Annotated in this window: 13 protein-coding genes; 1 reads left to right on the plus strand and 12 read right to left on the minus strand. The window is 70.9% G+C overall.

Features of this window, described 5'->3' with window-relative positions:
* Positions 1–20 precede the first annotated feature (20 nt).
* Both miaA and miaB read right to left on the minus strand, forming a co-directional pair.
* Positions 21–974, minus strand: a complete 954-nt coding sequence (miaA, locus tag J4H92_RS09075) for a tRNA (adenosine(37)-N6)-dimethylallyltransferase MiaA (protein ID WP_208097863.1) — start codon at positions 972–974, stop codon at positions 21–23.
* Entirely contained in the window at positions 971–2,506 is a 1,536-nt protein-coding gene (gene miaB / locus J4H92_RS09080) for a tRNA (N6-isopentenyl adenosine(37)-C2)-methylthiotransferase MiaB (protein WP_208097864.1), read from the minus strand. The genes miaA and miaB overlap by 4 nt, the downstream gene beginning before the upstream one ends.
* Before the next feature lie 184 nt (positions 2,507–2,690).
* Between miaB and J4H92_RS09085 the strand changes: the two genes are divergently transcribed.
* Positions 2,691–3,950, plus strand: coding sequence for a COG1470 family protein (locus J4H92_RS09085; RefSeq protein ID WP_208097865.1), 1,260 nt, complete (start codon positions 2,691–2,693; stop codon positions 3,948–3,950).
* Between the two features lie 51 nt (positions 3,951–4,001).
* Here the strand turns inward: J4H92_RS09085 and J4H92_RS09090 are convergent, their stop codons facing one another.
* From J4H92_RS09090 to J4H92_RS09135, 10 genes are all read right to left on the minus strand, one after another.
* Complete coding sequence (locus J4H92_RS09090) at positions 4,002–4,730, minus strand: regulatory protein RecX (protein WP_208097866.1); 729 nt, start codon at positions 4,728–4,730, stop codon at positions 4,002–4,004.
* Positions 4,731–4,743: 13 nt separating this feature from the next.
* A complete protein-coding gene (gene recA / locus J4H92_RS09095) occupies positions 4,744–5,805 on the minus strand; it encodes a recombinase RecA (protein ID WP_208097867.1) in 1,062 nt (353 codons plus the stop codon).
* Between the two features lie 282 nt (positions 5,806–6,087).
* On the minus strand, positions 6,088–6,309 hold the full coding sequence (locus J4H92_RS09100; RefSeq protein WP_208097868.1) for a DUF3046 domain-containing protein: 222 nt from the start codon (positions 6,307–6,309) through the stop codon (positions 6,088–6,090).
* A gap of 29 nt (positions 6,310–6,338) precedes the next feature.
* Complete coding sequence (locus tag J4H92_RS09105; protein ID WP_208097869.1) at positions 6,339–6,665, minus strand: helix-turn-helix domain-containing protein; 327 nt, start codon at positions 6,663–6,665, stop codon at positions 6,339–6,341.
* Positions 6,666–6,860: 195 nt separating this feature from the next.
* A complete protein-coding gene (locus tag J4H92_RS09110; protein ID WP_424960869.1) occupies positions 6,861–7,430 on the minus strand; it encodes a CinA family protein in 570 nt (189 codons plus the stop codon).
* Positions 7,427–8,032, minus strand: coding sequence for a CDP-diacylglycerol--glycerol-3-phosphate 3-phosphatidyltransferase (gene pgsA / locus J4H92_RS09115; RefSeq protein WP_208097870.1), 606 nt, complete (start codon positions 8,030–8,032; stop codon positions 7,427–7,429). Before pgsA ends, J4H92_RS09110 begins: the two co-directional genes overlap by 4 nt.
* A gap of 7 nt (positions 8,033–8,039) precedes the next feature.
* Positions 8,040–10,943: an FtsK/SpoIIIE family DNA translocase gene (locus tag J4H92_RS09120; protein ID WP_208097871.1), complete on the minus strand. Its 2,904-nt coding sequence runs from the start codon at positions 10,941–10,943 to the stop codon at positions 8,040–8,042.
* A gap of 60 nt (positions 10,944–11,003) precedes the next feature.
* Positions 11,004–12,092 carry a peptidoglycan bridge formation glycyltransferase FemA/FemB family protein gene (locus J4H92_RS15765; RefSeq protein WP_208097872.1) on the minus strand — a complete coding sequence of 363 codons (1,089 nt, stop codon included), beginning with the start codon at positions 12,090–12,092 and terminating at the stop codon, positions 11,004–11,006.
* Complete coding sequence (gene murJ / locus J4H92_RS09130) at positions 12,089–13,705, minus strand: murein biosynthesis integral membrane protein MurJ (RefSeq protein ID WP_208097873.1); 1,617 nt, start codon at positions 13,703–13,705, stop codon at positions 12,089–12,091. Before murJ ends, J4H92_RS15765 begins: the two co-directional genes overlap by 4 nt.
* Positions 13,705–14,763, minus strand: coding sequence for a peptidoglycan bridge formation glycyltransferase FemA/FemB family protein (locus tag J4H92_RS09135; RefSeq protein WP_208097874.1), 1,059 nt, complete (start codon positions 14,761–14,763; stop codon positions 13,705–13,707). Before J4H92_RS09135 ends, murJ begins: the two co-directional genes overlap by 1 nt.
* Positions 14,764–14,766 lie beyond the last annotated feature (3 nt).

The following is a 14,766-nucleotide window of genomic DNA, read 5'->3' on the forward strand; positions in this document are numbered from 1 at the left end:
TCGGAGTCGTTCACCGTGCCCTAGGCGTCTCCGCCGCCCGCAGGATGCGGGCGCGCACCGAGATCGATCAGCCCCGCGTCGGGGCGGTCCAGCCACTCCGCACCGCGATAGCGCTTGAACCAGCTCACCTGGCGGCGCGCGTAGCGGCGGGTCAGCGCCTGCGTCTCGGCGATCGCCTCGCGCTCGCCCAGTTCCCCCCGGAGCTGGGCGAGCGCCTGGGCGTAGCCGATGGCGCGACTCGCGGTGCGACCCCGTTCGATGCCGCGCGGGATCAGCCCGCGCACCTCGTCCAGCATCCCCCGCTCCCACATCTCCTCGACCCGGCGGTCGAGGCGCCTCACGAGCTCCGATCGCTCGGCGCGCACACCGACGATCCGCGTGTCGGCTCGCCAGAGCTGGGGCGCCTCGGGAAGCGCGACGCGCGCATCTCCCCCGAGCAGCGCCACCTCGAGCGCCCGGACCACCCGCCTCGGATTGCGCGCGTCGACCGACTCGGCCGTCGCCGCGTCGAGCGCGCGCAGCCGCTCCAGCAGGGGCGCGACGCCGTGCGCCGCGAGCTCCGCCTCCAGCCCCGCACGGAGCGCTTCGTCGCGCGGAGGGAACCGGAAGTCGAAGAGCACGCTCGACACGTACAGCCCCGATCCGCCGACGAGGACGGCCGCGCCGCCCGCCGCGGTCAGCTCCTCGATCGCCGCGCGGGCCTCGGGCTGATACCGGGCCACCGTCGCCTCCTCGTGGGGCTCCAGGGCGTCGAAGAGCCGGTGGGCGATGCCGCGGCGCTCGTGCGCCGGCAGCTTCGCGGTGCCGATCTCCATGCCGCGATAGAGCTGCATGGCGTCGGCGTTGACGATCCCGACCATCCGGCCGGCCGCCGCCAGGCGCTCCGCGAGTGCGAGCGAGAGCTCGGTCTTGCCGGTTCCGGTCGCGCCGACGACGGCCCAGAGCGCCGGCGCGCGATCCTCCGCTGCCGTCACCGCATCCGGAGCGTCGGCATGCCGAGGCCCACCGTTCGCGGCGCCGCGCCGGCCGGGGACGGAGCCGGAACACCGCAGCTGTCGGCCTGCCTCCGGTCCCAGGCGTCGCCCGCTCGCGTGCGGCGGACGGCAGTGCCCGAAGTGTCGTCGGCGAGCAGGAAGTGCGGCGCCGCGCCGGTCACTCGGGCGGTCACCACGTCGCCCGGTCGCGGCTCGGGAGCGTCGCCCGGGATCGCGAAGTGGACGAGGCGGTTGTCTTCGGCCCGGCCGGAGAGCCGGCGCGTCTCCGCGTCCTTCTTGCCCTCGCCGGCCGACACGAGCACCTCCACCGTGCGTCCCCCCTGCGCGCGGTTCTCCTCCAGGGAGATCCGCTCCTGCAACTCCAGCAGGCGCTCGTAGCGCTCCTGCACGACGGCCTTGGGGAGCTGATCCGGCATGGTCGCCGCCGGGGTGCCGGGGCGGATCGAGTACTGGAAGGTGAAGGCGCTCTGGAACCGGGACTGCTCGACGACCCGGAGGGTCTCCGCGAAATCCTCCTCAGTCTCGCCGGGGAAGCCGACGATGATGTCGGTCGTGATCGCGGCGTGCGGGATCCGCTCGCGGACGCGATCGAGGATGCCGAGGAACTTGGCGGAGCGGTAGGACCGGCGCATCGATCTGAGGATGCGATCCGATCCGGACTGCAACGGCATGTGCAGCGAGGGCATCACGTTCGGGGTTTCGGCCATCGCCGCGATCACGTCGTCGGTGAACGCGGCCGGATGCGGGCTGGTGAAGCGCACCCGCTCGAGCCCCTCGATCCGCCCGCTCGCGCGCAGCAGCTTGCCGAAGGCCTGGCGGTCGCCGAACTCCACGCCGTAGGTGTTCACGTTCTGCCCCAGCAGGGTCACCTCGATGGCGCCGTCGTCGACGAGCGCCTGGATCTCGGCGAGGACGTCGCCCGGCCGGCGGTCCTTCTCCTTGCCGCGCAGCGACGGGACGATGCAGAACGTGCAGGTGTTGTTGCAGCCGACGGAGATGGACACCCACCCGCTCGAGGCCGAGTCCCGCTTCGTCGGGAGCGTGGAGGGGAAGACCTCGAGCGATTCGAGGATCTCCACTTGAGCTTCGCGATTGTGCCGGGCGCGCTCCAGCAGCGTGGGCAGCGAGCCCATGTTGTGCGTGCCGAACACGACGTCGACCCAGGGCGCTTTCTCCACGATGACGCCCTGGTCCTTCTGGGCGAGACAGCCGCCGACGGCGATCTGCATGCCGTCGCGATCGCGTTTCACACCCGCGAGATGCCCGAGATTGCCGTAGAGCCGGTTCGCCGCGTTCTCGCGCACCGCACAGGTGTTGATCACTACGACGTCGGCATCCTCCGGCTGCGCCGCGGCGACATAGCCGGCGGCCTCGAGGGACCCGGCCAGCCGCTCCGAGTCGTGGACGTTCATCTGGCAGCCGAGCGTGCGCACCGAGTAGCTGCGGGGACTGCCGTCCCTGCGGAGCGCAGCGGTCGACGGTTCGATGGCGACGGGATCGGCGGTGGGCATGGAAGAGATTCTACCGCCGTCGCCGACGATCACGCCGCCGAGATGGGCCTTCGTCCGCGACGAGCCCATCCGGTGGCTGACGGAAACGGCGGAACCTTCTAGACTGTGTCGCGAACGCGAAGCCCAGCGTTCGGTGACGACTTCGAAGGGGAGGACGAACATGCGTCGGTCTCGGAGATCCTTGTTGGCATTCGGCCTGTCATTGCTGCTGGTCGGCGAGGGCGCAGCGATCGCCCATGCGCAGGCACTCGCGGCGGAGCCGCCCGCGGCGAGCGGCGCGCAGGGCGCCGTGTCCTGGGACCTGGCGCCGGAGTCGTTCTCCGCCGCGGAGGCGCAGGCCTCCTCGTCGAGCAGCGGCAAGACCCTCGTCAAGCAGACCGCGCGCCTGGGGAGCGCCAACCGCGTCTCCGGGATGCCCACCACCTCGGACCCCGGACAGCAGATCGCGCGCGCGACAGTGACCGTGGAGATCTACGGCACGGGATCGTCCACCACCTACTTCCCCGAGGCCGAAGTGGAGCTCGCCGGCTATCCGGAGAGCACGGCCGTGCGCCTCGACTTCGGCGTGGGCCGCCAGCAGGGCACCGCGTGCAATGTGACGGCGTGGCTGGGCGCCAGGACGACGTCGGGCGGGAGCCGGTCCTACACGCTGACCGGCGGCTACAACCCCGACTACTTCGCCAGGCCGGGCCAGCCCTGGAACTGCGTTGTGGTGAGGGCGAGACCGCTCTCGAGCGAGAACCCCGTGGACGCGCTGGTGGGCGGTTTCTCGAACACCTACCACTCGCCGAAGCTCTCGGTCACGCAGATCCGCTACCTCGGGAAGAAGGTCTCGCGGCTGCCGCTGGTGCGGTCGAGCAGGACCAGGATCGAGATCACCGTCCGCAACACGGGCAAGTCCGCGGCACGGAACGTGGTGCTCACCGGATCGGGCAAGAGCGTGAAGCTGAGCCGCGTGAAAGCCGGTACGGTCGCCGCCGGCCGCTCGAAGACGATTACCGCGACCGTGCGGCTCTCGGGCAAGCGGAAATCCTCGACGCTGACCGTGCAGGCGAAGGGCACCGGGACGACCGCGAAGAAGCGGATCAAGGTGCGCGCCGCCGCGAAGCCGGCGAAACCGCGCTCCGGCGCCTATCGGAGTTCGGACAAGTCCGTGACCTTCCGGGTGAAGAAGGGAAGGATCACGCAGTTCAGGGTGCGGGTGCAGACGCGTTGCGGAGTGGCCCCGGATCCGTACCGGTATACCCAGAACACCTACGATTTCCCGAGGAAGAAGATTCCGCGGAACGGCATCGTCGACGCACGGGCCTCGGGCAAGAACTGGGGCACCGGGCTGCGGGTGAAGATCAGTGGCAAACGGGCGACCGCGGGTCTCTTCAACTACTCCGGGCCCGCGGCGTGCTCCGCGACGAAGGCGTTCACCGCCAAGCGGATCGGGCGATGAGGCACGTCGAGGATTCGCGCGGGACCGCGCTCCACTCGTCCGGGGATCCCGTCAGCGGAAGCTGACGGTCCCCCGCGCCTGGGCGCGATCGATGGCCTCGCGGGCCACGCGCGAGGCATGCTCGCCGCTCCAGCCGCGCCGGGCGAGGAAGCCGAGCAGTCTCCGCTCGGCCGTCCGGCGGTCGAGATCGGCGAGCCGCTGCGCCCGGGCATCGGCGGCCTGACGCAGCAGCTCGCGCTCCTCGCCGTCGTCGAACTCGCCGAGCACCTCTTCGATGATCCCATCCGGCACGAGGCGCTCCCTCAGTTTCCTGCGGATCTGCGCCAGACTGGCCCGCTTGCGCTCGCGCTGGGCCTCGGCGACCGTGCGGGCGAGGCCGAGGTCGTCGAGATACAGACTCCCCTCGAACTCGAGGATCACGGCGTCCACGTCCCGTGCATCATGACCGCTCCGGAGGAGCTCCCGTCGCAGCTCACCGCTGGAGCGCGCGCGACGCGCGAGCAGCCGAACCGCCGCCCCCTTGGTGTCCTCTGCATCGGTGCCGTGCGCTCCGGCGATCGCGTCCTCTCCGACCGACCCATCTCCGGCGGACGAACCATCGTGCGGGGTGCGGCGGGCTTCCACGTCGCCATCGCGATCCTCGACCGCGTCGGCCGCCTCTGCATGCATCGTCCGGGGCAGCCGCGATCGCAGCTCGATCACCTCGGCGAGGCGCTCGCGCTCCCGTCTACCGGATCCCCCCTCCGCTGAGCCGTTGGCCGGAAGGAAACGAACCACCATCGGATTGCCCTCCTCAGGCGCTGGCGCGCTTCGCGTCCAGGTCGCTTACCCCGGCTCCCGCGGCGTCGGGGACCGCGCTCTCCTTCACGCCGAGCTTCACGAGGATCTTGTCCTCGATCTCCGCGGCGATATCGGGGTTCTCGATCAGGAAACGGCGGGAGTTCTCCATCCCCTGGCCCAGCTGATCGCCTTCGTAGGTGTACCAGGCGCCGCTCTTCTTCACCAGGCCATGCTCGACCCCGAAGTCGATGAGCGAGCCCTCGCGGGAGATACCGGTGCCGTAGAGGATGTCGAATTCCGCCTGTTTGAAGGGCGGAGCCATCTTGTTCTTGACGACCTTCACCCGAGTACGGTTGCCGACGGCGTCGGCGCCGTCCTTGAGCGTCTGGATACGCCGAATATCGAGCCGCACCGAGGCGTAGAACTTGAGCGCCTTGCCGCCCGACGTCGTCTCGGGGCTGCCGAAGAACACGCCGACCTTCTCTCGGAGCTGGTTGATGAAGATCGCGGTGGTCTTCGTCTGGTTGAGCCCGCCCGTGATCTTGCGGAGCGCCTGCGACATCAGCCGGGCCTGGAGCCCGACGTGGCTGTCGCCCATCTCGCCCTCGATCTCGGCACGCGGGACGAGCGCGGCGACCGAGTCGATGACCACGAGGTCGACCGATCCCGAGCGGATCAGCATGTCGGCGATCTCGAGCGCCTGCTCGCCGGTGTCCGGCTGCGACACGAGCAGCGCGTCGATGTCGACGCCCAGCTTCTGAGCGTATTCGGGGTCGAGCGCGTGCTCGGCGTCGATGAACGCCGCGATGCCTCCGGCACGCTGGGCGTTGGCGATGGCGTGCAGCGTGAGGGTGGTCTTGCCGGACGACTCCGGGCCGTAGATCTCGATGATCCTGCCGCGGGGAAGACCGCCGACGCCGAGTGCCACGTCGAGTGCGATCGAGCCGGTGGGAATCACCTCCACTGGAGGCCGCTCAGTGCTGCCGAGGCGCATGATGGCGCCCTTGCCGAACTGCTTGTCGATGTTCGCCAGTGCGGCCTCGAGTGCCTTCTCGCGATTCTGTGCCGCTGCCATCTGCTGCTCCTCTGTGTTCGGGGCGGGCCCGCCTCGTTCGAGGCGATTCCCGCCGCTCCTGCCGCCTACCTGCTGCCGTTCCGGTTGACCGTCGACAAGGCGTCGGTGGCGGTGACTCACACCCTAGGAGACACCGCCGACATACGAGCTGTCGGAAGCGCGATCCGTGGATGACCGAGCCGAACCTCCACCTGTGGACGACAATACGCCCATTCGAACACATATTCGATAGCCGCGCTCCGCGTGTCGCGGATCCGCCGCGCCCGGACCGACGGATCGCCGCTACACGGGAGGATCGAGCAGCCCCCTGCCGTGACGGCGCGCCTCGGGGATCTGCATCTCATCGCACAGCGCGAACCAGACCTCGCGCGCCGGGACGCCCCGGCTCAGGGCGTCCTCCGCCGTGCCGTCGAGCGCGGTCAGCCAGTGCTCGCGTCGAACGACACCGGCATAGGCGTCCCCGAACTCCTCGTTCAGCGCGCGCTGGAACTCGCTCAGGCGCATGACGACCGCGGCGCTCGTGGAGCGGCAGCTCAGCGCTGCGACATCAGCTCGGGCCGAAAGCCCGAGACGAGATCCACCGGCACCGTGTCGGGGACCTGCGGCGAGATGCGAACGCCCAGACCCTCGTCGATGGCGAGCCGTTCGCTCACCTCTCCCATGATGACCGAGAGGGGGGTCTCCAGCGCATCGGCCACGGCGGCGAGAATCTCGCTCGAGGCTTCCTTCTGCCCGCGCTCCACCTCGCTGAGGTATCCGAGCGCAACGCTCGCCTCGCCCGCGACCTGACGCAGGGTGCGGCCCTTCTGCAGGCGGAAGTCACGCAGTACATCACCGATCTCTTGGCGAACCAGTACCATGGCGTCCTCCTTGCTCCTGGCGCGAACAGCATCCGCACCGTCTCATTCCACAATAGCCGCCGGCGGCGAGGCGGGTCTGCCTCTAGTCTGCACGGCGTCACTGAGAGTAACCGCCATACGGCGACGGTTATTCCTGGGCATTCGCTGAATCTGAGTCGATCCGACTCAAGTCCGGTCGGAGTACGGGCGCTCGGATCAGCCGTGGAGCGCGTCGAGTTCCGTCAGCAGCTCTCGCAGCGCCGCCTCGACGGTTGCCAGGCGGATCACCGCCCGCTCGCCCGAGAGGCGCAGGCCCACGGAGCGCTCTCCGCGCGACGAGCTCACCCCCAGCCAGACGGTGCCGGCCGCCTGTCCGGTCTGCGGGTCGGGATCCGGCCCGGCGACGCCGGTGGTCGCGAGCCCGACCTCGGCATCGCGCGCCGCGGACGGGGACGATGCCGAGTCGGCGCCCTGCCGCGGCGTCGCGCACGTCGCGCGCACCCCGCGCGCCATCTGGCGGGCGACCTCGGCGTCCACCGGCCCGCGTGCGGCGAGCAGCTCGGCGTCGACGCCGAGCAGGGTGTGCTTCAACGCGGTGTCGTACGCGACGATGCCCCCGGAAAAGGCTGCCGAGGCGCCCGGAACCGACACCAGCGCGTCCGCGAGCAGACCGCCGGTCAGCGACTCGGCGACGGCGATGCGCATCCCCCGCCCCACGGCCCCGGCGACGCCCGCCGCCGCGAGCGCGGCGGGTCCCTCGGCGACGCCCGAAACCGCGACGCTCACGCGGCGTCCCGGTTCGGAGCCGCGCGACGAGCGGCGCCCATCCTGATGACGTTGACGACGTAGTCGATCCCGCTCACGACGGTGAGCAGCACGGCGAGCGACATCGCGACCCCGTTGACCCAGTGCATCCAGTCGCCGAGCAGGGAGGGGAAGGGGAACAGCGCCAGCGCTATGGCCACCGCCTGGGCGACCGTCTTCAGCTTGCCCGTCCACGCCGCGGCGAGCACCACGCTGCGGGCCTCGAACAGCCGGTGCACGGTGATGCCGACCTCGCGCACGAGCACCAGGATCGTGACCCACCACGGCAGTTCCCCGAGGATCGAGAGACCCACGAGCGCACTGCCGGTGAGGAACTTGTCGGCGATCGGATCGAGCAGCTTGCCCAGGTCGGTGATGAGGCCGCGCGAGCGTGCCAGGTGTCCGTCCCAGGCGTCCGTGGCGATGGCCGCGACGAAGAAGACGGCCGCGGCCCAGCGGAGCGCCCCCTGCTGACCGTGATCCGCGAGCAGCATCCAGAGGAAGAACGGCGTCGCGAGGATCCGCACACCGGTGATGACGTTCGGCGCGTTCCAATTGGACGGCTTCGCGGCGGGGTCGGTCATGGCGGGCTCACTCCCGCCCGGTGAGCTGCCAGGCGTCTTCGTCGCCGTCGCCGTCGACTTCCTCCAGGCCCGCTTCCCTGCGACCGATGGGGTCGTCGTAGCGCCGGTCCTCCGCCGGGAATCCGAGCGTCCCGAAGGCGTCGGACCCGTCGTCGGCACGCGGCGCGGCATCGGATGCCTCGGTCCGCCCCTCGGCGAGCACCGCGGTCTGCGCCTCGGCCAGGACCGCCGTCCGCGCGTCGGGGGCGGCGTCTCCGCGCGGCGGGGACGACGGTGCCTGCGCGGCGGCCGGAGTCGGGGCGGGGGTCGCCGCGGGTTCGCCGGTGATCGACGCCATCACCTCCGGCAGCTGCTCCGGCGCAACCAGCACATCCCTGGCCTTCGAGCCCTCGGAGGGGCCGACGATGTCCCTGGACTCCATCAGATCCATCAGGCGCCCCGCCTTGGCGAATCCGACCCGCAGCTTGCGCTGCAGCATCGAGGTCGACCCGAACTGCGAGGTGACGACCAGCTCGATCGCCTGCAGCAGCACGTCGAGATCCTCGCCGATGTCCTCGTCGATCTCCTTCTTCTCGGCCGCCTGGGCGACGTCGGGGCGGTACTCGGGACGGGCCTGCGCCTTCACGTGCTCGACGACACGCTGGATCTCCGCCTCCTGCACCCAGGCGCCCTGCACACGGAGCGGGCGCGAGGCCCCCATGGGCAGGAACAGCCCGTCGCCCTGACCGATGAGCTTGTCGGCGCCCGGCTGGTCGAGGATGACACGCGAGTCCGTGACGGAGGCCACCGCGAACGCGAGCCGGCTCGGGATGTTCGCCTTGATGAGGCCCGTGACCACGTCGACCGACGGCCGCTGGGTGGCGAGCACCAGGTGGATCCCCGCGGCGCGGGCGAGCTGCGTGATGCGGACGATCGAGTCCTCGACGTCCCGGGGGGCGACCATCATCAGGTCGGCGAGCTCGTCGACCACGACCAGCAGATAGGGGTAGGGCTTGAGCACCCGCTCGCTGCCCGCCGGCAGCACGATCGTCCCCTCCAGCACCGCCGAGTTGAAGTCGTCGATGTGCCGGAAGCCGAAGCTCTGCAGGTCGTCGTAGCGCATGTCCATCTCTTTCACGACCCACTGCAGCGCCTCGGCCGCCTTCTTGGGGTTCGTGATGATGGGAGTGATGAGGTGGGGCACGCCCTGGTAGATGGTCAGTTCGACGCGTTTCGGGTCCACCAGCACCATCCGCACCTCGGAGGGGGTGGCGCGCATGAGGAGGCTCGTGATCATGGAGTTCACGAAGCTCGACTTGCCGGATCCGGTGGAACCGGCGACGAGCAGGTGCGGCATCTTGGCGAGATTCGCCACGACGAAGCCGCCCTCGACGTCCTTGCCGACGCCGATGGTGAGCGGATGGGTGCTGCGCTGCGCCTTGGACGAGCGCAGCACGTCTCCCAGCGCGACGTTCTCGCGGTCCTTGTTGGGGATCTCGATGCCGATCGCGCTCTTCCCCGGGATCGGGGAGAGGATCCGCACCTCGTTCGAGGCCACCGCGTAGGCCAGGTTGCGCGAGAGCGCGGTCACCTTCTCGACCTTGACCCCCGGCCCCAGCTCGACCTCGTACTGCGTCACCGTCGGCCCTCGGGAGAACCCGGTGACCTGCGCGTCGACCTTGAACTGGCCGAGGACCTCGGTGATCGCCGCGATGATGTCGTCGTTGGCCTGGGTGCGGGCGCGGCTCGGCTCGCCCGGCGAGAGCGCCGCCTGATCCGGCAGCAGATACGGCTTCGCGTCGGCTTCCGGCGCCGGCGCGACGGAGAAGGTGGTGGTCGCCGCGGCCTCGTCGTGCAGCTGTTCCAGAGCCGGGGCCTCGGGCAGCGCGGCTCCCGCCGACGCCCCGCGCCCGCGGAGCGCATCCGGAGCCTCCGTCGGCTGGTCGTCCTCCAGCGCCGAGTCGAAGGCCTGATCCCGCGAGCCGCTCGCCTCGGGGCCGCCCGGCTCGGAGCCGAGCAGTTCGTCGATCGCTCCGGCATCGCCCGCGTAGGCGGGGTCCTCCTCCCGACCCGACTCGTTGCGCCGCCACCAGGGGATGCCCTGGGTCCGCTCGTCGGCGTCCCGATCGTGGGCCTCGACGTCGAAGAGCGCAGCGTCGTCGCGTCCGCGCCGCCGCGCGGCCTCGGACCCGCCGTCACCATCGTCAGCGGCGTCGGGCTGTGCCCCGAACAGATAGGCGTAGGCCTCGCGCAGACGCCGAAGGATGCGACCCGGCGGCGTCTTCGTGACGATCAGCACGGAGAGCAGGAGGAGGAGCGCGAGCACCGGCACCGCGACCCACACCGTGAGCGCGACCAGGGGCGCGCCGAGCATCCAGCCGAACAGGCCGCCGGCATCCGCGAGGGCCGCCATGCCGTCGCTGGGCCGCGGCCGGGACCCCAGGACATGGCAGAGGGCGGAGGCGCTCAGAACGGCGAGACCGAGACCGATCGCGATGCGCCGGTTGTCGTGCATGCCGGACGGGTTGTTGAACAGCCAGAAGGCGAAGGCGATCATGAGGATCGGCAGGCCGAAAGCGACCCTTCCGAACAGGCCGCCGAACGTCCAGGCGCTCACCTGTCCCGCCACATCGTTGCCGATGAGGAACCACTCGCACACCGCTCCCACGACGGCGAGCAGCACCAGCGCGAGCGGGATCCCGTCTCGACGCTCCTCGGGGGGCATGGGTTCGGGTCGGAACGCCCGGGCGAGGCCGCCCACGCCGTGCGCGGCTCCCTGCCAGGCGCGCCCGACGAGGCCGCTCTGCTCCTCGGGCGCGGGCTCGAGCACCTTGGTCTTCGCTGTGGCGTTCGAGCGCGACGAGGAGCGCGCGGTCGAGCGCGCGCGGGAGGATCCCTGCGTTTTCGAGCGCGAAGCAGTCTTACCGGCCATGCAGAACACGCTACAAGCCAGGTCCGACATTCGCGCCCAAGCGCTTCGGCGCGTGGAAAATCAGCGCCGGCGCGCCCGTCCCAGCGCTCGGGTCGCCCGCTTGGCGAGCGGCAGCCCGCGCGTCCAGATCCGGTACCCCGGACCCGGGCGGTCCCACGAGCCGGCGAGCAGATCCTCGTGCGAGGCGAAGCCCGTCTTGAACGTCGTCACGCCGTCGTTGATGAGGCCCCCGAGATCGTAGCGCTGGGCCCCGCGCCGCTTCATCTCGCGGATCGCGTGCCACTTCAGCGCGTAGTTCGCGCGCAGCCGCTGCCCGGTCTCGTTCATGCCGCCGTAGAGCTCGAACGCCGTGCGCGCCGACGCCGCGAGGAAGAGGAAGGCGACCGGCGCACCGTCGACGTAGCTGGCCCACACCGGCGCGCGCTCGCCCAGCATCGCGAAGGCATCGTGGTAGTAGCCGTCCTCATGCAGACCGAAATCCGCGCGGGCGCTGGTCTCGCGATACACCTCCAGACAGGCGTCGAGCTCCGCGGCGGTCGCGACGGGGCGGATCTCGAGAGCGGGCTCGCGCCCGGCCTTCCGCACGTACTGGCGGTGCTTCTTCGACATGTCGCCGAGCAGCTCCTCCTCGCTGCGGGTCAGGTCGAGGATCAGCGTCCGCGCGGGCAGCACGGTCTCGGCGGCGGGACGCCACGGCGCCGCCAAGGGGAAGGATCCGGCGTTCTCGTCGGGCTCGATCGACACGGCGACCGCCCGCCCGGTGCTCCGCACGTGGGCTGCGAGCGCGTCGGCGATCGCTCCGGGCGCCGGCGAGTCGGCCGGACGCGAGGGATCCTCCGCAGCGCGCGCGAGCACCGGCCCGCGCGGAGCGTACACGAAACCGCCGAGCGGGCCGGGGAGCGCGCGCGTCAGCAGCTGACAGGCCGCGACGATGCGCCCATCGGCGCTCGCGCCGTCGCCATCGCCCCCGCCCGCGCGCACGAGCAGCCGCTCCGCGCTCCAGCGGTGGGCCGACTTGAGCTCGCCCCATCCCCACAGCTGCAGCGGATGGCCGCCGAGCGCGTCGACGGTCCCGTCCCAGGCCTCGGGGTCGGTGCAGGCGGAGACGGTGAGCGGAGCGGCGGGATCTCCCGGATGCGCGGCGGTCACGAGCGGTTCCTTCCGAGTTTGCGGACGGCGAAGCGGGTGAGCTCGGCGAGCTCCGGGGAGCGCAGCAGCCCGAGCACCAGGAGGTACACGAGCGCGACCAGGACGGCGTCGAGCGCCGCGAGGCCGAATGCGGCGAGGAAGCCGTAGCCGGGCAGAGCGCCCCCGACGATCGTCGCGAAGGCGACACCGGCCGCGAGTGCGGGAATCGCCGCGAGCGCGAAGATCCCGAGGCTCCGGACGATCCTGGACCCGTCGATCATCCCGATCCGCCGCCGCAGCAGCCAGACCGCGAGCAGCGCCTGCACCACGGTGGTGAACGCGAAGGTCAGGGCGTAGGCCGCGCCGAGCCACTCCTTCGGCAGCACCAGAAGGGCCAGCGACAGGACGACGAGCAGCCCGATCTGCACGCTCGTGAAGAGGAACGGCGTCCGGGTGTCCGAGAGCGCGTAGAACGCGCGCTGCACCATGAAGAGGAAGCTGTAGGCGGCGAGCCCGACCATGTAGCACTGCAGCACCAGGGTGAACTGATCGACGAGCTCCTGCGGAGCGCCGGGATTCATGATCCGGCTGACGAAGGGCGCCGCGGCGAAGACCGCCACCGAGGCGAGCACCATGACGAGCGAGATCTGGCGCGCCGAAGCCGAGAAGTCGGCGCGGAACTCGGCGATCCTGCCGCTCTGCCCCCACCCGGCGAGCCGGGTGAAGTAGGCCGTGGCGAGCGACACCGCGATCACGGAGTGCGGCATCATGAACAGCAGCCAGGCGTTCTGCATCGCGAGCGCCGATGGACCGTCGCCGGAGGCGGTGTTGATGACGTTGTTGGTGATGATCCCGCCGATCTGCATCACGATGATCGTGGCGAGGCTCCATCCCGCGATCCTCGCGGTCTGGCCGAGCCCCATGCCGCGCCAGGCGAAATCGGGTCGGTAGCGGATCCCCGCGCGCCGCCAGGAGAGGAAGAGGATCAGCGCCTGCGCGGCCACGCCGAGCGTCGCGCTGCCCGCGAGCACCGCGATGGCGGCGGAGGTCCAGTCGGCGGGCGTGCGCGAGCCGCCGGGGTCGGCGCCGAACATCGCGATGAAGACGAGGATGCCCGCGATGGCGATCACGTTGTTGAGCACCGGCGCCCAGGTGAAGGGCCCGAAGACGCTCTTCGCGTTCAGCACCTCGCCGAGCATCGTGTAGAGGCCGTAGAAGACGATCTGCGGCAGGCACCAGTAGGCGAAGGCCGTCGCCAGCGCGCGCTGCTCCTCGCCCCAGGAGACCGTGAAGAGCCACACCACCCAGGGCGCCGCGAGCATCGTGAGGATCGTCACCCCCGTGAGGCCCGTCATCACGAGGGTGAACACCTTGTTGATGTAGCCCGCGCCGCCGTCGGCGTTCCGCGCGGCGCGCACGATCTGGGGCACGAGCACGGCGTTCAGCATGCCGCCGAGCAGGATCATGTAGAGCGTGTTGGGCAGGAGGTTGCCGTTGGCGAAGGCGTCGCCGGAGACCGAGCTCACCTGCCCGATCGCCGCGACCAGGAGGATCGACTTCGCGAAGCCGAGGATCCGCGACACCATCGTGCCCGACGCCATCACCGCGCTCGCGCGCGCCAATCCGCTCGACATCAGTAGTAGGGATCCTTTCGCACCGCCAGAGACCAGCGTCTGGCGATTCGGTCGCCCAGCCGCACCCAGCAACCATACGCCCACGGCCTCAGCGGCAGCTCGAACGCGCCGACGTAGTCGGTGATCCGGGGTTGGAAGGATCGCTTGAACTGGCCGACCCCGTGGAGGGGGTGCTCCCTGTCGTCGGCCCGGTCCGACGGGGGCGCCCCGCACAGATCGTGCACGCGGGCGCCGCGCTCGTTCGCCCAGCGCAGCACCTCCCACTGCAGCGCGTGGGAGGCGCCGTAGGCCGACTTGTCGCGGATCGAGGCGCCGTCCTTGTAGGTCGTCTTCTCCCCGAGCGCCATCGCGAAGGCGCCCGCCAGCAGCTCGTCGCCGCGGGAGGCGAAAAAGAGCTGGCCGTCCCCCGAGCGCTCGAAGCGCTGCCAGAACTCCCGGTAGTAGCGCTCCTCGCGCAGCACGAAGCGCCCCTCGGCCGTCTCCCGCAGCAGACGGTACAGCACGGCGCAGTTCTCGTCGCTCGCCGCGACGCGGCGCACCTCGATCCCGTCGCGCCGGGCGCGGTTGATCGAGTTGCGGGCCTTCTTGCCGAGGCGCGCGAACACCTCGTCCTCGGTGCCGTCCACGTCGACGAGGATCGTCGACGGGTTGGGGACGATCCGCACGGTGTCGCGATAGCCGGCCGCGCGGAGGGCCGGGGCCGCGCCCGGATCCGACCGGGGCTCGATCTTCAGCAGGAACGCTCCCAGCGAGCGGGCGAGCGCCGCGACGGCCCCCGCCGCCTCCAGCACCGCCTGCGCGTCCTCCCCCGGCGGGCCGGCGGGCAGATGCCACCACTCCCCCAGCAGCGGCACCCGCTTCGCGAGCGCGCCGATCGCGAGGGACGGGCGTCCCGGACGCTCGACGAGGACGCGATACGGCCGGTACCCGCCGTGTCGCTTCGCTTCGAGGTAGGCGTCGCCCGACCAGACCTCGCCGCCGCCCGGGTTCTGCGCGATGAGCGCGTCCCACCGCTCGAGCTCGCGCGGCTCGGCGAGGCGCGCCACCGCCGCGGACACGTC

Origin of the sequence: Leucobacter weissii, from assembly GCF_017565745.1 — a bacterium.
GTDB lineage: Bacteria > Actinomycetota > Actinomycetes > Actinomycetales > Microbacteriaceae > Leucobacter > Leucobacter weissii.